This window comes from Cutibacterium granulosum, assembly GCF_900186975.1.
In the GTDB taxonomy this organism is placed as follows: domain Bacteria; phylum Actinomycetota; class Actinomycetes; order Propionibacteriales; family Propionibacteriaceae; genus Cutibacterium; species Cutibacterium granulosum.
Genome location: NZ_LT906441.1, coordinates 1,880,355 through 1,902,551, shown reverse-complemented (window position 1 = coordinate 1,902,551; position 22,197 = coordinate 1,880,355). Strand labels below are relative to the sequence as shown.

The following is a 22,197-nucleotide window of genomic DNA, read 5'->3' as shown; positions in this document are numbered from 1 at the left end:
GGTGGCCTGTGCAGCGGGTGATACGTGCAGCAGCTGAGGCTGGTTGTCCACAACCGCCGTGCTGCGAACCGTCCGCTGTCCACAGATGTGAGTGCCCGTGTCCGGTTCTCGCTCGCCACCACGACAACTGGTGATGAGTGGAGAGGAGCTCACATGGATGCCAATGTCTCGTTCAGTGGAAACCTGGGTACCGACGTCGACTACGTCGAGGGGAGGGGATGGTGTGCCGCGCGTTTTCGCGTGGCGCACACTCCCAGGCGTCTGGTCGATGGAACATGGGTCGACGGCAACACCACATGGTTGACGGTACGTACCAGCGGTCGGCTGGCTAGGAATTGCCGCGACAGTCTCGTCAAGGGTGACCCCATCATCGTCTCAGGGCGTCTGCGCACCAAGGTGTGGCGCGATTCCGACGACAAGGAACACGAGAGTCTGGCCATCGTCGCCTCATCGGTGGGGCACGATCTGGCTCGCGGATGTTCTGAATTTCGACGTGTGACGCGTGATGGCTCCAGCAGTGCCTCGGATGTCGCCAGGACTGCGACCGACGGTACGGATGGTGGAATCACGATGTTGGACAGTGCGAGGACCGGTGAGCAGGAGATGGCTCCCTCGTCGCTCATGGCTGCGGCGAGCTGAGACCATCGGGGCGCTGCCAGGTACTCGTGGTCCAGGGGTGAGGCTTCGGGACGTACCAACGTCAGTAGTGGTGTGAATGGCACTGGTGTGGGGTCATCCCCGTGTGCGGGAGATGGGGGCGAGCCGGGGGAATGCTCCCTGCATCAAGGTCATCCCCGTGTGCGGGCGAGGGGAGTGAGATCAGTGGCCTAACATGTGCACGGCTGGCATACTTGCCAGCGGTTGTGCAGGCCGTTGCGCGACCTTGTCCATCCTGAAGGAGAGTGTCAATGGCGGAGTTCATCTACACCATGCACAATGTGCGCAAGGCGGTGGGCGACAAGGTCATTCTCGACAATGTCACCCTGTCGTTCTTCCCCGGCGCCAAGATCGGCGTCGTGGGCCCCAATGGTGCGGGTAAGTCCACCATGCTCAAGCTCATGGCCGGCCTCGACAAGCCAAACAATGGTGACGCGGCACTGGCCAAGGGTGCCACGGTGGGCATCCTGTTGCAGGAGCCCCCGCTCACCGAGGACACCACGGTGCGCGAGAACGTCGAGGAGGCAGTGAGCGACGTCAAGCAGAAGCTTGATCGCTTCAACGCAGTCTCGGCTGCCATGGCCGATCCGGACGCCGACTTCGATGCGCTCATGGCTGAGATGGGCGAACTGCAGACTGAACTCGACAACACGAATGCCTGGGATCTGGACACTCGTCTCGAGCAGGCGATGGATGCCCTGCAGTGCCCGCCCGGTGACACTCCGGTCAACGTGCTCTCCGGTGGAGAGCGGCGTCGCGTGGCCCTGTGCAAGCTCCTGTTGGAGCAGCCGGACCTGCTGCTGCTCGACGAGCCCACCAACCACCTTGATGCCGAGTCGGTGAACTGGCTCGAGGGGCACCTCAAGACCTATCCGGGTGCCGTGCTCGCCGTCACCCACGATCGCTACTTCCTCGACAATGTCGCGGAGTGGATCTGCGAGGTCGACCGCGGTCAACTGCACCCCTATGAGGGCAACTACTCCACGTACCTGGACACCAAACGTCAGCGACTGCAGATCGAGGGCAAGAAGGACGCCAAACGCGCTAGGATCCTCGAGAAGGAGCTGGAGTGGGTACGTTCCTCGCCCAAGGCACGGCAGGCCAAGAACAAGGCTCGCTTGGCTCGTTACGAGGAGCTGGCTGCCGAGGCCGAGCGCAACCGCAAGATCGACACCGCCGAGATCAACATTCCACCGGGTCCGCGTCTGGGCAATGTCGTGCTGGAGGCCGACAAGCTGTGCAAGGGATTCGGTGACCGAGTCCTCATCAAGGATCTCTCGTTCACCTTGCCGCGCGCTGGGATCGTTGGTGTCATTGGCCCCAACGGCGTCGGCAAGACGACCTTGTTCAAGACGATCGTCGGTCTGGAGGAGCTCGACTCGGGCAGCCTCAAGGTGGGCGAGACCGTCCAGTTCTCCTACGTCGACCAGAATCGTGCCGGCATCGACCCCGGCAAGAATCTGTGGGAGGTCGTCTCGGACGGTCTGGACTACATCAAGGTCGGCAACTTCGAGGAGCCGTCGCGCGCCTACGTGGCCAGTTTCGGGTTCAGGGGCCCCGATCAGCAGAAGCTCGCCAAGGTACTCTCCGGTGGTGAGCGCAACCGGCTGAACCTGGCCCTGACCCTCAAGCAGGGCGGCAACGTCCTCCTGCTTGACGAGCCCACCAACGACCTCGACGTCGAGACCCTGTCCAGCCTCGAGGACGCCCTGCTCGATTTCCCCGGCTGCGCCGTGGCCATCAGCCACGATCGTTGGTTCCTCGACCGCGTCGCCACCCACATCCTCGCCTGGGAGGGTGAGGACGAGGACGGGACCCCGCGCTGGTTCTGGTTCGAGGGCAACTTCGCCGACTACGAGGCCAACAAGATCGAACGCCTCGGACCGGAGGCAGCCCGTCCACATGCCTCGCGACACCGTCGTCTCATGCGTGACTGAGGATTCCACGCCTGGACGCGTGGTGCGCTCGAGGGCGGGGCGGCGAGCTCCTCGACCTGGGCACCATGCCAGCTTGGACGCGTGGCCCGTTCGGGACGGATGGTGCTTCCCGGGGTGGGACGACATGTCGGCCCACCCCGGACTCGTCCCTTCCCGGATCGGCTGGTGTGATCTCTCCTCGGTGTGACCCATCGGATCGTAGGGCGGACGCCGCCCCGTCCCGGTCTCCTGCCACAGCGGAATCTCGCACTGACCACGATGCGCAATTTGTGTGCCGAAGACGTCGATCCAGCTCAGCGGGATTCTCGGACTGATCCACCGCTGGGACACGTCGGAAAAGGGCCCCGTCCCCCGTGGTGCCCCGACCTGCGTGGAGCCCAGTCCCGCATGGAACCATCAGATCCTTGCACCGGGCATGGAGGATGTCGTGGGTGGAGTCCCCGTCCCGCGTGGAACCGTCACTGTGGCAGGTGTGAGGCCAACAGCTCCGCCAGGGTGAGGGCACGTCGCCCGGCCAGCTCCGAGGTCTGACGTCGGCACGAGAAACCGTCGGCCAGGATGATCGCCTCGGGGCCAGCCTCCTCGATCGCTGGTAGCAGGTCGTGTTTCGCCACGGCCACCGAGAACTCGTAATGGCCCTTCTCGACACCGAAGTTGCCGGCGTAGCCGCAGCATCCACCGACGACTCGCAGCTCGGCACCGGCAGCTCGCAGCAGCTCGGCGTCCGGGCCGAAGCCCAGCACCGAGGCGTGATGACAGTGTGGCTGGGCCACGACGACATGTCCGGCCAACGACGGCGGTGTCCACCGGGCGGCCTGCAACATCTCCGCCAAGGTGTGAACATTGCGTGCGACCGCCTCGGTGCGAGGATCGTCACCCACCAGGTCCAGGGCGTCCGAACGCCACACCGCAGTGCACGACGGCTCCACACCAACCACCGGGATCCCGGCCTCGGCCAGCGGACCCAGCACGTCCAGCGCCGCGCGCAACCGGCGCCGAGCCGTGTCCAGCTGGCCGGTCGTGATCCACGTCAACCCGCAGCACGCCTCGTCGGTGAGCACCTCGGGGGCATAGCCGGCGTTCGCCAGCACCGCCACCATCGCTGCGAGGTCGCACCCCTCCAGACGATCGGAGAACGAATCCACCCAGATGACGACTCGTCCGTGCGGGGCCTGTCGTCCGTGCGGGGCCTGGGAGACGTCCCGTCCGGAACGGACCGCCTGGGCAGAGCTCGTGCGATGCTCAGGGGGCATCTCGCGGCGTACCGAGCGTCGGAACCGGGGGAGTGGCCGTCGCTGGTCCACCCCGGCCACCCACCGCGCCAGGCGAGTGATCGGCGGCACTGAGAGCACGGCATTGGCCGTGCGTGCCAGTCCGGGGATGGCATCCATCATGCGTTCCCACCGTGGCAGCTGCCCCATCGTCCAGTGCGAACGAGGACGCAGGCGGTGCCGATACTTCTCGTACAACACCCGCGAGCGGTACCTGGCCATGTCTGTCCCGGTGGGGCAGTCGCGGGAACATCCCTTGCACGCCATGCACAGATCCAGGGCCTCGGCCACCTCAGGTGAGTTCCACCCGTGCACCAAGGTGCCGTTGACCATCTCCTGGAGCACCTTTGCCCGGCCACGGGTGGAGTCCTTCTCCAGGCCGGACGCCTGGTGGGACGGGCACATCACCCCGCCAGCCCCGGAATTGTCGGCGATGCACTTGCCCACGCCGGTGCACTGGTGCACGGCTGCGGCGAAGTCGGGATGGCTCAGGGTCAGCGGTGAGGTGCGGGCCTGGTGCACCCGGATGTTCTCCTCCACGGGATGCGGATCCACCAGCACACCCGGATTCATGATGTTGTGCGGGTCGAAGATGTGCTTGATACCGGCGAACAGGTCCAATGCCTCGGGGGAGTACATCGTCGGCAGCAGGGCGGAGCGGGCCCGCCCGTCACCATGCTCACCAGACATCGAACCGCCGTGACTGGCCACCAGCTCGGCTGCTGCCGTGACGAACTGCTTGTAGCGTGCCGGGCCGTCCGGCTCGTCCAACGGGTAGTCGATGCGACAGTGCACGCACCCTTCACCAAAGTGGCCGTAGGGCAGTCCGTGCAGGTCGTACTCGGCGAGCAGGCGGTCGAAGTCGCGCAGATAGGCTCCGAGCCTCTCCGGTGGGACGGCGGCATCCTCCCAGCCGGCCCAAGCCGGTTTCTCCAGTGAGACGCCTGCCAATCCGGCTCCGTCGGCCCGGATCCGCCACAGTGCGGCAGCCTCGCGTTCGTCGGTGACCACCCGCCCGTCAAGCGCGTTCGATGCCGAGACCAGGGCGTTGGCGTCCCGGCGAGCCTGGGCATTCGAGTCAGCCCGCAGTTCCACGAAGATCCAACCGTCCCCGCGGGGCAGATCGGGGACGGGCTTGCCGGATCGGGCGACGACCTCGACGATCCGGCGACCGAATCCCTCACAGGCCACCGGGCGGAACGGCAGCAGGGTGGTGATGGCGTCGGCAGCCTCGGCCATCGAGGCGTATCCCAGGGCCACCGTGATGCTGCACGGACGCTCCGCCACCAGGGACACGCATGCCTCGGTGACGATACCCAGGGTCCCCTCGGTGCCTGCAATGAACTTGGCCATGTCGCGGTGGTTCTCCGGCAGCAGGTGTTCCATGGAGTAGCCGGACAGTTGCCTGGAGAAGGAACCGAACTGGGTGCGAATCGTGCCCAGATTCCTCTCGACGAGGGCGCTGACGCGTTCACTGGCCCAGTCACTCGACGCTGCGGCGGCCAGATGCTCGACCTCACCGCCGGCGATGACCAGACGGGCACTCTCGATCGTGTCCGCGGTACGACCGTATGCCAGGGCACGCGGTCCACAGGCGTTGTTGCCGATCATGCCACCGATCGTGCACCTGCTCGAGGTGGAGGGATCCGGCCCGTAACGCAGGCCAAGCGGTCGCAGCACTCGTTGCAGCTGTTCCTGGACCACTCCGGGCTGCATCCGGACACATCTGTGCTCGACGTCGACGTCGGTGATCTCGTCCATTCCCGACAGGTCGACGATGATCCCCGGGCCCACGGCGTTGCCGGCGCAACTGGTACCTGCTCCGCGTGAGGTGATTGGCAGACCCACCGCTGAAGCAGTTTGGCACAGGGCACGCACCTGAGCCTCGTCATGCGGATGCACCACCGCTGCAGGTACGACGCGGTAGATCGACGCATCCGAGGAGTACAGGGCACGTGCCAGACGTGAGTCGTCAACCTGGATGTCGGGATCTAGGTGGCGCAACTCTGCGCGAAAATCAGCCAACTGTTCGGTGTGGGATGCGGTTGCTGTCATGACGGAAGTCTGGCACGACGGTGGCAGGGGGCGTCCGTCCGACCGTCATGAGACCGTTGCCTCAGGTCGGCATGGCTGTGGTGTACGGTACCTTGTTCTGGACACGTCACGGCCGAGGTCGACGATGGAATTCCCGTCCGGCCTGGGCGTCGAACAGGTCACGACACGATTTCAGACACGTCGGCACGTTGCACGCCGTGACGTCGACCCCAGCCCTCGGCTGGGTCTCACCCAGCTGTCAGATCTCGGCTGTGAGGATGGCCTGCATGACCCGCCCGACGGCATTGAGGTCCTCGGGATCGACGATGTCGATGAGGATTCTGCGCATGGCGCGGATGTGATGAGGTGTTGCCTGTTCCACCACGGCCTGGCCGCGCTCGGTGATGCTCGCCGCGACACCACGGCGATCGTGTGGATCGGCGGTGCGGCTCACCAGACCGTCGACCTCCATGCGCGAGATCGTCTGGACGAGGCAGGATCGGTCCTGCCGCACCAGATCTGCCAGGGTGGTCATGCTCAATCGTCCCTCGGGAGCCGTGGAAAGATTCGCGAGGATCTCGTACTGGGTGAAGTCCAGCCCGTCGAGGCGTAGCTGCTCGTTGAGGTAGGAGGCCAGGCGGTGGGTGCCGGCCAGCCAGCTGCGCCAGATGAGTTCTTCCTCGGCACTCAGCGCCGGTACCGTGTCGGTCGTCCCCTGCCCGGGTGAGGACATGCTCTGTGCCGAGTCGGTCTCGGCCGCCTCGGCGCCGAGATTTCCCCGTGACTCAGGTGTCGATTGCATACCACCCAGCGTATTGGATGTGGATTGCGCAGGGTATATCCTTCGGTGAACTTTGGAGGAAAATTATTCTCACATCGGCAGAACCGAGTCGTGTTCTGTAGGTATTCTGCAAGCAGGATTGGAGCCGTTGTCGGAAGTCTCCAGCCGTGGATGCCCTATCGTGAAGGCTCGTTGGCATCCCACGTCCGGGAAGGATATCGCAGGGTATGAGTCTGCAAGAGGAGCTGTCCGCTGCTGCTGCCCAGAATTTCGGGGCCATCCTGGATCGCCAGGCCGACGCGCACCCCGATCACGTGGCATTCCTCACTCCGGTCGGGGGGTCCGATGAGCCCAACGAGTGGGTTCCGCTGACCTTTGCCCAGTTTCGCCGGCAGGCCCATGACGTCGCCGCCGGCCTGCTGAGCCTGGGGCTGGGACGCCAGGACCGAGCAGCGATCATGTCGGGGACTCGCATTGAGTGGATCCTGGCCGACATGGGCATTTCATGTGCCGGTGGTGCCACGACGACGATCTACCCCAATTCCGGGCCGCAGGAGGCCTGCTACATCCTCGCCGACTCCGAGTCCAGCGTGCTCTTCGTCGACTCCTCGGCCAACCTTGCCAAGGCGTTGGGCAATGATGACGTCGACGAGCACCTGCGTCACATCGTCATCTTCGATGATGATCGCCAGTTGAACCACGTCGACGACGACCGCGTCATCACCATGGATGAGCTTGTCGCCATGGGGCGGCGTGCCCTGGCCCAGGACCCGGATCTGGTACGTCGCACCATCGACGCGATCCAGCCCAGTGACCTAGCCACGATCATGTACACCTCCGGGACCACCGGGACCCCCAAGGGAGTGGAGATCGAACATCGCTCCTGGACGTACATGGGCGCCGCATGGAAGCACGGCGACTTCCTGCACCTGGGAGACACCCACCTGCTGTGGCTGCCGCTCTCCCATGCCTTTGGGAAGTGCCTGTTGGCCATCTGCTTCGAGATCGGGATCTGCCAGGCGGTCGAACCGAGGATTTCGCGTCTTTCCCGCAGCCTCAAAGAGGTCAAACCATTTGTTCTGTGCGGTGTTCCGAGAATCTTCGAGAAGATCCGCTCGGGCGTCATGACGCAGTTCCCGGCTGGACGATTGAAATCCATGATTTCCCGTTGGGCCTTCGCCGTGGGAAAGGAAACCACTGCCTATCGGTTGGGCAGGAGAAGAATGCCACCCCATCTTGCGATCAAGCACCGCATTGCGGATCGGCTCGTCTTCTCCCGGTTGCGAGCCGGGCTGGGCGATGTCAAGTTCATGATCTCCGGTGGCGCCAAGCTGTCTCCCCAGGTGCAGGAATGGTTCTACTCGGCTGGAATCCCCATCGTCGAGGGATACGGTGCCACCGAGATGTGCGCCGTGGCGTTCTTCACCCCTCCCGAGAACGTACAGTTCGGCACGGCCGGCCCGGTCTGCCCCGGCAATGAGACGAGAATCGCCGAGGACGGCGAACTGCTCGTCAGAGGGCCCATCGTCGCACGCGGCTACCACCACCTGCCGGAACTCACCGCCGAGGCATTCGAGAATGGCTGGTTCCACACGGGTGACATCGGCGAGTTCGACGAGCAGAACAATCTGTACATCACCGACCGCAAGAAGGACCTCATCAAGACCTCTGGGGGAAAGTATGTTGCCCCCCAGAAGGTGGAGGCTTCGCTGGCGGCGAACATCCCATTGCTCTCCCAGGCTGTCGTCCTGGGAGAGGGGCACAAGTACATCGTCGCCCTGCTGGCCCTGGAGGAGAGGGCGGTTCTGCGGTGGGGACGTCGGCACGGAAAGTCCCGGGCCACCTATGCCGACCTCATTCGTGACCCGGAGCTCATCGCCGCCATGCAGGCTGGCGTCGATCGTGCCAATACCCGCCTGGAGCGCTGGGAGACCGTCAAGAGGTTCGCCATCCTCGACTACGACATGTCCAACAACAAGGATCTGGTGACGACGAGCCTCAAGGTGCGCCGTTCCGTCGTCGCCCAGCAGTTCCGTGACCTGTACGAGTCGCTCTACGAGACCGACGAGACCACTGCCTGAGCACACGCGTATCCTCAACCTCGCCAGCAGAACCGACGAGAAGGAGTCAAGGTGTCGTCAACTGGGCCGGTGAGAGTCGAGATTCCGCTGCGATGGTCCGACATGGATGCCCAGGGACACGTCAACAATGTGCGTATCTGGGAGCTGGTGCAGGAGGCCCGCAACCAGGCATTCATCCCCACCGAGGCTGCCCCGATGCTCGACAGTGGCATGGTGGTGGCCAGTCAGCGCGTCGAATTCGTGCAGTCCTTCGTCGTCGACGAGGAGCCGCTGCTGGTGGACGTGTGGTGCTCGACGGTGGGTGCGGCTCGAATCATCATGGAGTATGCGGCCCATCATCGCGGCACCAAGGTGGCGCGGGCCCTCACCGAGTTGTGCCCGTTCGACTTCGTTGCCGGCCGGTTGCGTCGCATGTACTCCCAGGAGAAGTCGGCGATGCTGGCCATGTCGGCCCCGGCCACGTCATGGCCGGCCCTGCCCGTGGTCGACGTGGCCGGGCGGACCGATGCGAATGACGTCGTCACCGTGCCGATTCGCTGGTCGGACGTCGACCGGTACGGGCACGTCAACAATGTGTCCCTGGCGGGGTACCTGCAGGAGGCGCGCATCCTGGCCACCACGGCGTGGTCACCGGCGATGAGGCGTGCAGGGGAGAATCTGTGGGTGGTGGCCCGGCAGGACGTTCGCTACGTCCGCCAGCTGCATCCCAGCACACAGCAGTGTCGAGTGCACACCGGGCTTGTCAGGTTGGGAACCTCCTCGATCACCCTGGCTGCCTCGGTGGAGGCACACGGTGACACCATCCTCAACTCGGCGGCAGTGCTGGTGTGCGTTGATCGTGCCACCGGCCGGGCAACCCCCATCGCGGAGGAGACGAGGCAGGTACTGGCGGCACACCTCGTCGCCCGGCCCTGAGCCCCCAGTCCGTCAGGACCCGGTGGACCCGCCGTCACGACCCGATGGACTCGCCGTCACGACCCGGTGGCCCGGCAGTTCTGGGAGTCTCAGGTACGCCCCCTGAACCCTCCAGAGGCACTGCACGGCCTGGATCGGCACGGCACCGTCCAGAAGCAGCACTGTGTCGTCCAGGATTCGCACCGTGCGGGACCAGCATGTGCGTCGCCCGTGGCGGATGCGCAAGGCAAGGGACCTCAGAGTCGCACCCAGGCGGCAGCGTCGCGGGGCAGCAGGCCGTCGGTCAGGGGGATCGACGAGATGATGATCGTGTCGGTGTCCAACGGTACTGGGGCGGTACCGAAATTCACGACGCACCGCAGCCCGGCCCCACCTCGTGAGTCCGCACCACGCTGGGACCCCGACGCGGGCTCCGGGAGCGTTGGCTCGCGTCGGAACGCGATGACGTGCCCGGCGACCCCGGCCAGGGCAGGCCAACTCGTCTCGTCCTCCCAGACCATTCGGCCTGCTCCCAGGGCCGGGTTCTCCCGTCGCTCGGCGAGGACGGCACGGTAGAGGCTCAGGGTTGAGTTCGCGTCCTGGTCCTGGGCCGCCACGGTGAGCTCGGCCCAGTGATCTGGCATTGGCAACCAGGTGCCGGAGGTCGTGGACCACCCATAGGGGGCCTGCCGATCGCCCCAGGGGATCGGCACCCGGCAGCCGTCCCGGCCGCGATCGACATGCCCGGAACGCTGCCAGGTGGGGTCCTCGATACGGTCGGTGGGTACCTGCACCTCGTCAAGGCCAAGTTCCTCGCCCTGGTACACGTAGGCGCCGCCGGGCAGGGCCATCTCCAGCAGCAGGGCTGCCCGTGCTCGACGCCGTCCCAGATCGACGTCGGAGGGCATCGCCTTGGTGGCGATGTCGTCGAAATCCTCCGGATGTCGGAAGTCGATTCCGGTGACGGGTTTGCCATATCTGGTGGCAGGGCGAATGACGTCGTGGTTGCCGATGACCCAGGTGGCCGTGCTCGCATCGACGTGATCGCCCCCGCGAGGCCGAGCCACGTCGTCCATGCTGCCGAGCCCGGCAGCCTGCTCGTCGTTGCTGGAACCGGTGCGGGCGTGAGCCGCCAGACAACCGTCGATGACCCACCGCAGGGAGTCTGCGTCCCAGGCGGACTGCAGGAACTCGAAGTCGAAGCTCATCTGGAACCGGTCCGGGGCGAGGAACTGCACGAGCCGGTCATGGGGCAGGTACGCCTCGGCGACGAAGACTCGCTCCCCGCCGGGGGTGTCGGCGTATTCCCGGGCGATGGCACGCCAACGACGCTGGACCTCTGCCAGACCAGGCTGGTCCCACATTGGATTGTCGATCGACTTGTCGAGGGTGCCACGACCGGTTCTCGGATCGATCGGCACGTCCGGCAGGCTCATGTCCTTGACGAGGGCGTCCGCCACGTCGACACGGAATCCGTCCACCCCACGATCGAACCAGAACCGCAGGATCCGGTCGAACTCGGCACGTACCTCCTCGTTGTCCCAGTTCCAGTCCGGCTGGCCGGGATCGAAGAAGTGCAGGTACCACTGGCCGGGTCTCCCGTCCGGCTCGACGACGCGCTGCCAGGCCGCACCGCCGAAGACCGACGGCCAGTTGTTGGGTGGCAGCTCACCGTGTGCACCGGTGCCGTCACGGAAGACGAACCGGTCGCGCATGGGGTGGCCCGGCCCACCGGACACGGCCTCGCGGAACCACGGGTGCTGTGACGAGCAGTGGTTGGGCACCAGGTCGATGAGCACCCGCAGTCCCTTGGCGTGCGCAGTGCTGATGAGGGTGTCGGCATCGTCCAGGGTGCCGAAGTCGGGGTGGATGTCGCAGTAGTCCGCGACATCGTAGCCACCGTCGACCATGGGGGAGGGGTACCACGGGCTGATCCAGATGGCATCTGCTCCGAGGCTCACGACGTGGTCCAGATGACTGGTGATGCCGCGCAGATCACCGGTGCCGTCACCATCGGCGTCGAAGAAACTACGCGGGTAGATCTGGTAGACGACGGCCGAACGCCACCACGGCTCGGCGTCGGTGCCCGTGGGGCCAGGACGTTCTCCTGGCTCGGGGGTGATGCCGATCTGGCTGGCACGCGACGAGGTCGGGGTGGACATGTGACTCCTCATGGGTTCGATGGTGGATGCTGCGAGCTGGTCGGTGGTGCTGTGCAGTTGGCCAGCACGGAGCAGCCGGACCGGCCAGGCGTCAGCCGCGTGCGCCGCTGGCGTTCTGGCAGTGCAGGGCACGCTCTGCCATGTCGGCCCGTTCCAGCAGCACGCGCAGCACCGTGCTGTTCAGCTCGGCATCACGCATCCATGAGTACAGCCCGTCCAGCCAGGCCCGGTCGGCCAGCGTCGCCGGGAAGAGGAAGGTCAGCGCATTCTGCACCTGGGCGTGACCGGCGTTGGCCCACTGCCCCTGCCCGGTGCTGATCTGCTCACACAGTTGCAGGTACTTGGCGGCGTAGGGCTCCAGCAGGTCCTCTTGGCCAGGTTGGATGAAGCTGCGAGTGATGTGCCGGTAGGTCTCGTTGGGCACCGTCGGGTCCTCGGTGGCGAGGTGCCACGCGGCGGCCTTGAGGTCGGCGTCCGCAGCGGCCGAACGAGCCGAGGCGGCCTCCTCGGCTCCCGCACTGGTGCCATCACGCTGCTGCTCGGCAGCGATGAGGGCCTCGTCGGCCGCACCGAGGCGGGCCAGCGCGATGAGGACACGCCAGCGCACACCTTGGTCCACGGTGAGCCCTTCGGGCACCTCCTCGTCAGCCAGCCAGCCCTGCAACACCTCGACAGCCTCGGGACCGGCAGCGTCGATGAGACCATTGGCCAGCGCCACCTGACGGTCTGATCCGGGCTCGGCACCCTTGAGCTGTGCGGCGAGGCTCGACACCAGGGCCATGCGGGTGTCCTTGCGCACCGACGCGGCGGCAAACCGCTCGGTGGCCATGGTCGCCTGGGCGGCGAGGGCCTGCATCGCAGTGAGGTCGGTCTCCGAACCCAGGCCAGTGGTCACGAGACGTACGTAGTCCTGGGCCGTCATCTCACCGTCCCGGCACATGTCCCATGCCGAGGCCCAGCACAGGGCGCGGGCCAGCGGGTCGGTGATGGCGTCGATGTGTGCCTCCAAGGTTGCCAGGGAGACGTCGTCCAGCCGCACCTTGGCATAGGTGAGGTCACCGTCGTTGAGCAGGACGAGGTCGCCACGGTGGTGGCCGACCAGGGCCGCGATGGGGGTGCGCTCGCCGTGGACGTCCACTTCCAGACCGTCGGTACGCACCAGGGCACCATCGCGCAGGGAGTAGATGCCGATCCCCATTCGGTGGGTGCGCAGCACGGGGAACCGTTCGGAGGCACTCTGCACCACGTCGAACCGAGTGAAATTGCCCTGGGCGTCGACGTCGAAGTCAGCCTGCATGACGTTCACGCCCGGGGTCTTGAGCCAGGTGTCGGTGAAGTCGGAGAGGTCTCGTCCGGAGGCGTCGTGCAGCTTGGTGAGCAGGTCGGCGAGCTCGGTGTTGCCGAATTCGTGTGCGACGAAGTACTCGTGCACCCCGGCAAGGAAGTTCTCCTGGCCGACGAAGGCCACCAGCTGCTTGAGGGTCGATGCGCCCTTGGCATAGGTGATGCCGTCGAAGTTCTGCTCCACGGCGTCCAGATCGACCATGTCGGCTGCGATCGGGTGCGTGGTGGGCAGCTGATCCTGGGTGTAGCCCCACGTCTTGCGCTGGTTGGCGAACGACACCCACGGGTCCTCCCCACCGTCCTGGGCGCTGATGACGGCGCGGCAGTGGTAGGAGCACCACTCGGCGAAGGACTCGTTGAGCCACAGGTCGTCCCACCACTTCATGGTGACGAGGTCGCCGAACCACATGTGTGCCAGCTCGTGCAGGATCGTCACGTCGCGGTTGAGGTGGGCTGCCGACGTCACCCGGGAACGGAACAGGTACTCGTCGCGGTGGGTGACGCACCCAGCGTTCTCCATGGCACCGGCATTGAACTCGGGCACGAACGACTGGTCGTACTTCTCGAAGGGGTAGGCATAGTCGAACTCGGACTCGTAGACGTCGAACCCGCGCTGGGTGATGTGACGAATGCGATCGGCGTCCAGATGCTCCTTGAGCGACTGACGGCACAGGATGTCGGCCCCCAGCTCACCCTTGGTGGAGGTGATGGTGCCGTGGTCGACGTGGTACTCACCGGCGACCAGGGCGGTGAGGTAGGTGGCGATCGGCACGGTGGGGGCGAAGCTCCACCTGCTCATGCCGTCGTACGGGCCATCCTCGGGTTCGGGGGTGGGGGAGTTCGACACGACGACCCAGTGACTCGGCGCGATGACCTGTAGTGCGAAAGTTGCCTTCTGGTCCGGCTGCTCGAAGGTGGCGAACATGCGACGGGCGTCGGCGGTCTCGAACTGACTGTAGAGGTACACCCGCTCGTCGGCGGGGTCGACGAAGCGGTGCAGCCCCTCGCCGGTGTGGGAGTAGCGGCACAGCGCGATGATCGTCAGGCAGTGCTCGCCGGCCTCGACGCTGATGGGGTAGCGGTTGCCCTGGTGCGCGGCCGGGTCCAGTGGTACCCCGTCCAGGACGACGGCGTACACCCCGTCCGCGACGAGGTCGACATGGGTCTGGCCCCCGGTGCTGGAGAATGAGATCGTGGAGGACGACACGAAGGTGCCGGTCGGATCGGCCAAGGCCTCTCCTCGAGGGTCCCGGCCAGACAGATCCACGACGACGCGGTAGCTGTGTGCAGTGACGATCGTTGAGCGGCGATGCGCCTCGTCGCGGGTGATGTTGAGCGAGTTCATCGTGCCTTCCTGTCATCCATGAGCCGGAGCACATGGGCATCCGGTGTTGAGTCTCAATACTGCTCACTGTATCGGGGCGCGGTGGCGCACCATGTGTCGGATGGGGCGATTGGTCACGAACAGCAGACGATTCAGCAACTGCCGAACGTACGAAGTGTGGATGTCAGGGTGGCGCCTGACGACCACCTTGACGAAGTGCACCGGACGGTCGGGGAACGACTGATGATTCTGCGCGGCTGTCTGGCTCTCGCCGGGCTGACCATGTCCCCCGCTGCAGTGCGCAAGAATGGAGGCATGACTGATCCCACCGAGCATGTGGACACCGAGCTGGCGGACGAAAGAGCTGCCGACGAGGGAGTTGCGGACGCGATGACGAAGGCCACCGGGTCTGGGAGCACTGGACCTGACGGCACCGAGCCGGACGCCGCTGGCCTGGAGCACACCGACGAACAGGCCGATCTGCGCCACCGCTGGGGGCAACTCGTCCGCCAGATCCTCGACGCCCAGGACGCCTACTACGGTTCCGACGCTCCGACGATCTCCGACGCCGCCTACGACGAGCTCATGGCCAGCCTCAAGTCATTGGAGGATGACCATCCCGAGCTGCGAGTGCCCGACTCGCCCACTCAGCGGGTCGGGGCACCTCAGCGGGTCACCGAGTTCGCCCCGGTGCAGCACCTGGAGCGGTTGCTCAGTCTGGACAACGTCTTCAATCGCGACGAGATGGCGACCTGGCTGTCTCGCACCACCGAAGCTGCCGACGCACCGGTGCGACTTCTCTGCGAACTCAAGATCGATGGGCTCGCCGTCGATCTGGTGTACCGACGAGGACGTCTGGTGAGCGGTGCCACTCGTGGCGACGGCCGGGTCGGGGAGGACGTCACCGCCAATGTACGAGCCATCAAGGCCATCCCCACGCGACTTCGCGGTGTGGATGTGCCCGATCTGCTCGAGGTGCGCGGCGAGGTGTTCTTCCCCGTGGCCGACTTCGAGAGTCTCAACGCCGCCCTGGTGGAGCAGGGGCGCAACCCGTTCGCCAATCCACGCAATGCTGCTGCCGGGTCGCTGCGTCAGAAGGATTCCTCGGTCACCGCAACCCGTCCACTGTCGATGATCGTGCACGGCCTGGGGGCCGTGGAGGGACTCGACGTCACGAGTCAGGCGCAGATGTACGAGAAACTCTCTGCCTGGGGGCTGCCCGTCTCGCCGTACTACCAGCTCGTCGACACTCCTGACGAGGTCTTCGACTTCATCGCACACTGGGGCGAACACCGACACGACGCGAGTCACCAGATCGACGGGGTCGTCGTGAAGATCGACGAGGTGGCCACCCAGAAACGGCTGGGAGCCACCTCACGGGCACCGCGCTGGGCCATCGCCTACAAGTACCCACCCGAGGAGGTCAACACCAGGCTGCTCGACATCCAGGTGAACGTGGGGCGCACCGGCCGGGTGACGCCCTTCGGGGTGATGGAACCCGTGACGGTCGCCGGATCCACCGTGGAGATGGCCACCCTGCACAACGGCTTCGAGGTCAAACGCAAGGGGGTGCTCATCGGTGACACCGTCGTACTGCGCAAGGCCGGCGACGTCATCCCCGAGATCCTGGGCCCAGTCGTCGAACTGCGTGACGGCACCGAGCGAGAGTTCGTCATGCCGACCCATTGCCCAGCCTGCGGCACCGAGCTGCGCTACGAGAAGGACGGCGACAAGGATTTGCGCTGCCCCAATGCGCGCAGCTGCCCCTCACAGTTGCGCGAACGAGTGTTCGCCCTGGGATCCCGACAGGCCTTGGACGTCGAGTCGCTCGGGTGGGAGGCGGCGATCGCCCTCACCAACCCCGAGGAGTCCCGGCCCGCCCCCGATGGCCACGGTGCAGGAGACCCAGCCCGGGGCAGCTGCAGTTCAGCTGGTGACGAGACGGTTGGCGCCGCCAATGATGGTGCCGGGGCGAGCGGGGACAGCACCGATGGTGCCGACTCGGCCGACCGCACCGGCGAGCTGCCCGCCCCGCAGACCCCGCTGCTCGCCAGTGAGGCAGGTCTGTTCGACCTCACCGTCGACGACCTCATGGACGTCAAGGTCTGGCGGCAGCGCAAGACCAAGGCCGGTCCCGGTCCTTGGCAGCTCGAACCGTTCTTCGCCACCCGGGCCACGGCCACCAGGCCGGCCGCCCCCAATGCCACCGCCCGCAAGCTCGTCGCGGAACTGGACAAGGCCAAGTCCCAGCCGCTGTGGCGGGTGCTGGTGGCCCTGTCGATCCGGCACATGGGCCCCACCGCAGCCCGCAGCGTTGCCGCACGATTCGGCTCCATCGACGCCCTGGCACGGGCCAGCGTCGACGAACTCTCCGAGGTGGACGGGGTGGGCCCGGTGCTGGCGGCCTCCATCGTCGCCTGGTTCGAGGTGGACTGGCACCGCGAGATCATCGAGCGGTGGCGTGCAGCCGGGGTGCGCATGGCCGACGACACCGACGACACCGCGCCACAGACCTTGGAGGGTCTCACGGTCGTCGTCACCGGGTCGTTGGAGGGATTCACCCGTGACGAGGCCAAGGAGGCGATCGTCAGTCGCGGTGGCAAGGCAGCCGGATCGGTCTCACGCAAGACCGACTACGTCGTCGTCGGGGAGAATGCCGGTTCCAAGGAGACCAAGGCCCGCGAACTCGGCAGGCCGATCCTTGACGAGTCCGGGTTCCGACACCTGCTCGAACACGGTCCCCGGGCAGTGCCGACGATCGCCTGAGACTGGCTCGGCACGACAATTCCCACCCGCTCCAGCCCCGCACGGCGTCCAGCGTTTCGGGGGGCGACCCAGCCGTTCCGAGGGCGACTCACCTGGTGCTGGGGCGGGTCATTGCCCACCACGCCTCACGTGCCGTGGGACCCAGGCGTGTGGCACCCCCGGGGAATGGGGTCAGAATCCGGTGATGTTGTACGCCTGATCGAAGGTGTCGAAGAACCGGTCAAGCTCCAGGAGCTGCTCCGGGGTGCAGTTCACGCGTCCGGCCGCGGCCAGGGAATGGGCGTGCGCCAGGCCGAAGTACATCGATCCCAGTGCCCGGATGCCGAAGCTCGCCACGTCGTCGCGGTCGTCGATCCGAGTGACGACGGCCTGCGCACCGGGCTCGGAGACCTCGACCTGCCAGGTGCCGTCGCACCAGCCCAGCGGATCCTCGATGCGGAACTGCACGGTGCCGGCGTGATCCCAGCCACGCACCTCCAGGGCACGCTGCACATCGAGCACGCGCAGCCAGGTGAAGTTCTTCATGCCGGTGATCCGCATCTGGTAGGGATCCTTGATCGCCCACTGCAGCGGGGTCGAGCGGCCGACGATCGGTGCCTCGACCTTCGTCACCAGATCCACCGAGGTGAGGAACTTCCACAGCGCCAACTCGGCATCCGGGTTGACGGTGACGAAGTCGTGCACCTTGAGCAGCTTGCCGAAGTCCTCGGTCACCTCGTAGGAGACGACGCCGTCCGGCCGGCCGGAGTCGTCACGGTGCACGGCCGAACGCATTCGCGGATTCGGTGTGGAGAGGTGGTCGGCGGTGCAGCGACCTGCCGCGTAGTTCAGCTGCAGACGCTGTCGGCCGTGGGAACCACGGTGGCTGGCGTGGAAGTCGGCGAACACCGCCTCACGCACGTCGTCGATCGCTCCGGGATGGACGATCTCGATGGTTCCGGCCGGCTCGTGAGGCAGGGAGAAGTTGCGTCCCTTCGTCACCTCGACGCTCATCGCCTGGGTGGCGATGCCGAACCCGTAGCGTCCGTAGATGCTTCCCTCGGTGGCGGTGAGGGCGGCAAAGGTCTTGCCGGCCTGGCGTGCCTGGTCGAGTTCGTACGTCATGAGGGAGCGCAGCAGCCCGCGTCTGCGATGAGTGGCACGCACCGTGACGTCGGTGATGAACTCTGCCGATTCCAGGTGTCCGTGGCCGGTGTTGACGGTCTGGTCGTAGCCGGTGAGGGTCGCAATCGGTAGCCCGGGAAGTTCCCCGCTGGGTTCCACCTCGCGGACCTCGCGCAGCCGTGCCCCAGTCGAATCCTTGGCATACTGGGCATACCCATCCTCGTCGGGCGCGGCGTAGTGAAATCCCATGGAGATGGCGCGCAGGTGGTTCCGGCACTGCTCGGTGGGCTCACCATTGGCGTCGACGAGGGCGAATCGATACTGCTCGGGAAGCTGGTGGAAGTGACCTGTTTCAGCAGTTGTCATGATCACAAAAGTAGTCTCTCGGCGTCACCCCCACACATGAATTGAGGTGAATTGCCTGCTGGAGGACGCATTCCACCGGGGCACGAGTCCCGATCCTCCCGCCCCACGCCAGCAGCGTCCGGACCAGAAATGGCCGTCCCGCGCCGCCGCGGATGTGGTGCAGGTGACAGTATGGCATCATGGTTTTCCATCCCACACGAGTCCACATCGGCACCGATCACGCTGCGTACGAGCTCAAGGAGTACCTCGTCACCCGTCTGCAGGACGCTGGGTACGAGGTTGCCGACCACGGAGCCCACGAGTACGACTCCCAGGACGACTACCCACGGTTCTGCATCCCTGCTGCCCAGGCCGTCGTCGATGACGCCGGATCACTGGGGCTGGTACTCGGCGGGTCGGGCAATGGTGAGCAGATCGCCGCGAACAAGGTCACGGGAATTCGTGCCGCGCTGGCCTACAACACCGAGATCGCCCGGCTGGCCCGCGAGCACAACGACGCCAATGTGTTGAGCCTCGGGGGACGCATGCAGTCCCACGAGGAGGCCTGGCAGATGGTCGAGGTGTTCCTCACCACCGAGTTCACCGGTGAGGAGCGTCACCAGCGTCGGATCGATGAGTTGACGACCTGGGAGCAGACGGGTCGGCTGTGACCGCACTTCCCTCGGCACGGCGGCGCAGGTCTGCCAGGATGTGGTCCCACTCCTTGCCCTTGGCCGGCATGGCCGATCCTGACGTCCTCTCGCGCCGGGACCAGGGTTTGAGCTCTCGGCTGCGCAGCGCCCGCAGACCGTTGACCACTGGGCCGTGGCGTCGCCGGCCGGGGGAGGTGGGGTTCTCACGTCGTGCCGCGCGGGAATCCCCGGCATGGTTGGGGGCTGCTGTGCCGCGCCCGTGCTTCTGACGAGGACTTCCAGGTCGGGAGTGTCCCTCCTGCTGCTGTCGGACCGTGTCGGGATTCGTCTTCTGGCCTTGGGGACGGGAGGTCTTGCCGCGGTTCTTCTTGCTCACCGTGCCATTTCACCACGACGGGGGCGGCAGTCAGTTTCCGACCACGTCTTTTTCCCATGGGTCATACTGGAACCTCAGCTCAACCATCGGGGAGGGTCTCGTGCCGGAGGGTCACGTCATTCATCGTCTTGCCGGTGCGCTCAACGACGCCTTTGCCGGTCGGCCCGTCCAGGTGAGCTCCCCACAGGGCAGGTTCGCTGCCGAGGCAGCCGTGCTGGACGGTGAGGTCCTGCGCGCAGCGCACGCCTGGGGAAAGCATCTCGTCATCGACATCGACCGTCCGGCAGAACACCTCATCCACATCCATCTGGGGCTCATCGGCAAGTTCTCCCTGGCCCCGCACGCCCCGGTACGAGGTCAGGTGCGACTGCGCATCGGTGATGGTGCCACGGATGCAGATCTGCGTGGCCCCCAGACCTGTGAACTGCTCGACGAAGCAGCCTGGCGCCGGGTGCGGGAACGTCTGGGTGCCGACCCCATCCGAGACGACGCGGACTGGAAGGTCCCGTGGCGTCGGGTACGAGCCAGTGGTAGGTCCATCGCCGAACTGCTCATGGACCAGTCGATCACCGCAGGGGTGGGCAACATCTACCGCGCCGAGGTGCTCTTTCGGCATCGAATCGACCCTGCCACGCCTGGCCGTGATCTCAGAGCAGCCACGTTTCACGCCATCTGGGACGATCTCGTCGTGCTCATGCGCGCCGGGGTGGCCAGCGGACGTATCGACACGGTGCGCCCCGAGCACACCCCGCAGGCCATGGGACGCCCTGCACGGGTCGACCGACACGGCGGGGAGGTCTACGTGTACCGACGAGTTGGGCAACGCTGCCTGGTCTGTGACACCCCGATCGAGCAACGTACCGTGGCCGGACGCCACCTGTTCTGGTGCCCGCGCTGCCAGCGCAGACATCACTGAACCCCGGGGAGGAGCCGATGAGTCAGTCCGAGAGTCCGCAGCTTCCGCCCTGGGATGAACGCACCAGTCGGGTCGTCGCACCAGGATGGGAACTGGTGAGCGACGAGACCGAGTTCGCAGAACGGGTGTGTCGCTGGCACCATCCAGCCGGCGCGAGCCTCGTCTCACGTGTCGGCGTGGATCCCGGCCTCACCCTGCGCGTCGTGCTCAAGGCCGATGGACCCGGCCCAGTACGGGTTCCCGGTCCCCGGTGGTGCTTCGACGTCGATGAACCCGTGCAGGTGTGGCCAGCCGGATCACGTGGCTGTGTCGTTGCTCGCGTGGGCAGTGAACTCCTCGTGTGGACCGAGCAGGCCGGCCGGGCGGGCCTGGCCAATGGAGGAGTGTCGCTGTGGGGCCCAACGGTGCAGGTGAGCCCCGATCGCCCGCTGCTCGCATCCTGGCGCGGTGAGGTGGTGCCGGACGTGGCACGGGTGCGAGCCATGCTGCCCGGCTGGTTGCCTGCGAGCCTGGTCGTCGAGATGGGCAGTGTCATCGATCTCTGCGACCCGGATTCGGCGATCCTGCTGGACGGTGACGAGATGGCCTCGGAGCAGGTCACCGTTCCGTTGGGCATGCACCGGCTCGAAATGCGTCGTGCCAGCGGCGACGTCCTGCTCGACGTGGGGTCGGCCCCGAGCCTGGCCGCCAGGGTGACGGCCCGGGCCCACGAGCTCCTCACATCTGCTGATCCGCGTCGTGCCAGCGGCGGCGCGGCGTGGCTTCTCACCTGGGCCAGCCTGCAGGGACTCGTCGATCATGACGGCCTGTTGCTCGCACGCGAGATCGTGGAGAACGTGCTGGCGAGACGAGATGACCACAGCGGCACTGCCAGCCTTCGGGGCGATCATGTCCTGGCCACCTGCGCAGGATGCCAGGCCTCCTGGTCCCTCGCTGACGACGAGCTGTGGGACACGGCAGAACGTGCCTGTCAACACCTTGATCGGGGTTCGCCGGGGGCACTCATGTCCCAGGCGCTGATGGCCAGTGTCAGGGCGGCGACCGGCCGCCCCGGTCCGGACGATGCGATGGACACCGCCGCCTCGGTGAGTGGCCCGGGTCGAGATCCGGCACATCTGGCCGAACCGATCAGCGACCGTCCCCGGCGCTCGGGTGCCGGCGATGCCGAGAACTGCGACCCACGGATCCCACGCGATCCGTCCACCGACCATGTGGACACTCCTGACTGGGCGGCCGTGCTGGCAGCGGCGGAACGTGACCTGTGGCTCACGCCACCTGCCACCGTCGGCCCACGTGCCAACCATGCCGCATGGTTGTTGGGGGAGGTCGTACCGGCCGTCAACCCGGGGCCGCTGATGGCCAGGGATGGTCAGGTGCCCCTCGAGGTGACGGCCTGGGCGCTGGCGGTGACCTCGGTGTGGCCCGGCCTGCATCAACCCTTCGGTGAACCGATCGGCGTCATGCGGGATCGAGCGAGACGTCGCCTACTGGCTGCCGAACATCTCGACGACGCCGTCCTGGCCCTGCTCACGTGGTGAACCGGATCGATCCT

Annotated in this window: 14 protein-coding genes; 8 read left to right on the top strand and 6 right to left on the bottom strand. The window is 66.1% G+C overall.

The window, feature by feature from the left end; translation table 11 throughout:
* The first annotated feature begins 153 nt into the window (after positions 1 to 153).
* Both CKV91_RS08140 and ettA read left to right on the top strand, forming a co-directional pair.
* Positions 154 to 639: a single-stranded DNA-binding protein gene (locus CKV91_RS08140; RefSeq protein ID WP_065860511.1), complete on the top strand. Its 486-nt coding sequence runs from the start codon at positions 154 to 156 to the stop codon at positions 637 to 639.
* Positions 640 to 908: 269 nt separating this feature from the next.
* Complete coding sequence (ettA, locus tag CKV91_RS08135) at positions 909 to 2,594, top strand: energy-dependent translational throttle protein EttA (RefSeq protein ID WP_065860512.1); 1,686 nt, start codon at positions 909 to 911, stop codon at positions 2,592 to 2,594.
* Positions 2,595 to 3,052: 458 nt separating this feature from the next.
* Here ettA and CKV91_RS08130 read toward each other — a convergent pair whose 3' ends face one another.
* Positions 3,053 to 5,920 carry an FAD-binding and (Fe-S)-binding domain-containing protein gene (locus tag CKV91_RS08130; RefSeq protein WP_065860513.1) on the bottom strand — a complete coding sequence of 956 codons (2,868 nt, stop codon included), beginning with the start codon at positions 5,918 to 5,920 and terminating at the stop codon, positions 3,053 to 3,055.
* A 238-nt stretch (positions 5,921 to 6,158) separates the two neighbouring features.
* Positions 6,159 to 6,701: a MarR family winged helix-turn-helix transcriptional regulator gene (locus CKV91_RS08125; RefSeq protein ID WP_021105619.1), complete on the bottom strand. Its 543-nt coding sequence runs from the start codon at positions 6,699 to 6,701 to the stop codon at positions 6,159 to 6,161.
* A 206-nt stretch (positions 6,702 to 6,907) separates the two neighbouring features.
* Between CKV91_RS08125 and CKV91_RS08120 the strand changes: the two genes are divergently transcribed.
* Positions 6,908 to 8,761, top strand: coding sequence for an AMP-dependent synthetase/ligase (locus CKV91_RS08120; protein WP_021105618.1), 1,854 nt, complete (start codon positions 6,908 to 6,910; stop codon positions 8,759 to 8,761).
* A gap of 102 nt (positions 8,762 to 8,863) precedes the next feature.
* The gene (locus CKV91_RS08115; protein ID WP_051254867.1) at positions 8,864 to 9,676 is read left to right on the top strand and encodes an acyl-CoA thioesterase; all 813 of its coding nucleotides are present in this window, start codon (positions 8,864 to 8,866) and stop codon (positions 9,674 to 9,676) included.
* 236 nt (positions 9,677 to 9,912) lie between these two features.
* Here CKV91_RS08115 and CKV91_RS08110 read toward each other — a convergent pair whose 3' ends face one another.
* Both CKV91_RS08110 and pepN read right to left on the bottom strand, forming a co-directional pair.
* A complete protein-coding gene (locus CKV91_RS08110) occupies positions 9,913 to 11,829 on the bottom strand; it encodes a glycoside hydrolase family 13 protein (protein WP_231933736.1) in 1,917 nt (638 codons plus the stop codon).
* A 79-nt stretch (positions 11,830 to 11,908) separates the two neighbouring features.
* On the bottom strand, positions 11,909 to 14,506 hold the full coding sequence (gene pepN, locus CKV91_RS08105) for an aminopeptidase N (protein WP_065860514.1): 2,598 nt from the start codon (positions 14,504 to 14,506) through the stop codon (positions 11,909 to 11,911).
* A gap of 369 nt (positions 14,507 to 14,875) precedes the next feature.
* Between pepN and ligA the strand changes: the two genes are divergently transcribed.
* Positions 14,876 to 17,251 carry an NAD-dependent DNA ligase LigA gene (ligA, locus tag CKV91_RS09850; RefSeq protein WP_095141107.1) on the top strand — a complete coding sequence of 792 codons (2,376 nt, stop codon included), beginning with the start codon at positions 14,876 to 14,878 and terminating at the stop codon, positions 17,249 to 17,251.
* 171 nt (positions 17,252 to 17,422) lie between these two features.
* Here the strand turns inward: ligA and CKV91_RS08095 are convergent, their stop codons facing one another.
* The gene (locus CKV91_RS08095; RefSeq protein ID WP_065860605.1) at positions 17,423 to 18,721 is read right to left on the bottom strand and encodes a GNAT family N-acetyltransferase; all 1,299 of its coding nucleotides are present in this window, start codon (positions 18,719 to 18,721) and stop codon (positions 17,423 to 17,425) included.
* Positions 18,722 to 18,900: 179 nt separating this feature from the next.
* On the opposite strand from CKV91_RS08095, the gene CKV91_RS08090 reads away from it, so the two are divergent.
* On the top strand, positions 18,901 to 19,371 hold the full coding sequence (locus CKV91_RS08090; protein WP_021104624.1) for a ribose-5-phosphate isomerase: 471 nt from the start codon (positions 18,901 to 18,903) through the stop codon (positions 19,369 to 19,371).
* On the opposite strand, the gene CKV91_RS08085 is transcribed toward CKV91_RS08090, so the two are convergent.
* Positions 19,301 to 19,729, bottom strand: a complete 429-nt coding sequence (locus tag CKV91_RS08085) for a hypothetical protein (RefSeq protein WP_081659067.1) — start codon at positions 19,727 to 19,729, stop codon at positions 19,301 to 19,303. The genes CKV91_RS08090 and CKV91_RS08085 overlap by 71 nt on opposite strands.
* A gap of 100 nt (positions 19,730 to 19,829) precedes the next feature.
* Here CKV91_RS08085 and CKV91_RS08080 point away from each other — a divergent pair, with 100 nt between their 5' ends.
* Complete coding sequence (locus CKV91_RS08080) at positions 19,830 to 20,645, top strand: Fpg/Nei family DNA glycosylase (RefSeq protein ID WP_065860515.1); 816 nt, start codon at positions 19,830 to 19,832, stop codon at positions 20,643 to 20,645.
* A 17-nt stretch (positions 20,646 to 20,662) separates the two neighbouring features.
* The gene (locus CKV91_RS08075) at positions 20,663 to 22,183 is read left to right on the top strand and encodes a hypothetical protein (protein ID WP_065860516.1); all 1,521 of its coding nucleotides are present in this window, start codon (positions 20,663 to 20,665) and stop codon (positions 22,181 to 22,183) included.
* The last annotated feature ends 14 nt before the right edge of the window (positions 22,184 to 22,197 follow it).

Excerpts from the sequence above, each read along its gene's own strand:
- CKV91_RS08140 (WP_065860511.1), top strand. The coding sequence starts at position 154 with ATGGATGCCAATGTCTCGTTCAGTGGAAACCTGGGTACCGACGTCGAC.
- ettA (WP_065860512.1), top strand. The coding sequence starts at position 909 with ATGGCGGAGTTCATCTACACCATGCACAATGTGCGCAAGGCGGTGGGC.
- CKV91_RS08130 (WP_065860513.1), bottom strand. The coding sequence starts at position 5,920 with ATGACAGCAACCGCATCCCACACCGAACAGTTGGCTGATTTTCGCGCA.
- CKV91_RS08125 (WP_021105619.1), bottom strand. The coding sequence starts at position 6,701 with ATGCAATCGACACCTGAGTCACGGGGAAATCTCGGCGCCGAGGCGGCC.
- CKV91_RS08120 (WP_021105618.1), top strand. The coding sequence starts at position 6,908 with ATGAGTCTGCAAGAGGAGCTGTCCGCTGCTGCTGCCCAGAATTTCGGG.
- CKV91_RS08115 (WP_051254867.1), top strand. The coding sequence starts at position 8,864 with ATGGATGCCCAGGGACACGTCAACAATGTGCGTATCTGGGAGCTGGTG.
- CKV91_RS08110 (WP_231933736.1), bottom strand. The coding sequence starts at position 11,829 with ATGAGGAGTCACATGTCCACCCCGACCTCGTCGCGTGCCAGCCAGATC.
- pepN (WP_065860514.1), bottom strand. The coding sequence starts at position 14,506 with ATGAACTCGCTCAACATCACCCGCGACGAGGCGCATCGCCGCTCAACG.
- ligA (WP_095141107.1), top strand. The coding sequence starts at position 14,876 with ATGACGAAGGCCACCGGGTCTGGGAGCACTGGACCTGACGGCACCGAG.
- CKV91_RS08095 (WP_065860605.1), bottom strand. The coding sequence starts at position 18,721 with ATGACAACTGCTGAAACAGGTCACTTCCACCAGCTTCCCGAGCAGTAT.
- CKV91_RS08090 (WP_021104624.1), top strand. The coding sequence starts at position 18,901 with ATGGTTTTCCATCCCACACGAGTCCACATCGGCACCGATCACGCTGCG.
- CKV91_RS08075 (WP_065860516.1), top strand. The coding sequence starts at position 20,663 with ATGAGTCAGTCCGAGAGTCCGCAGCTTCCGCCCTGGGATGAACGCACC.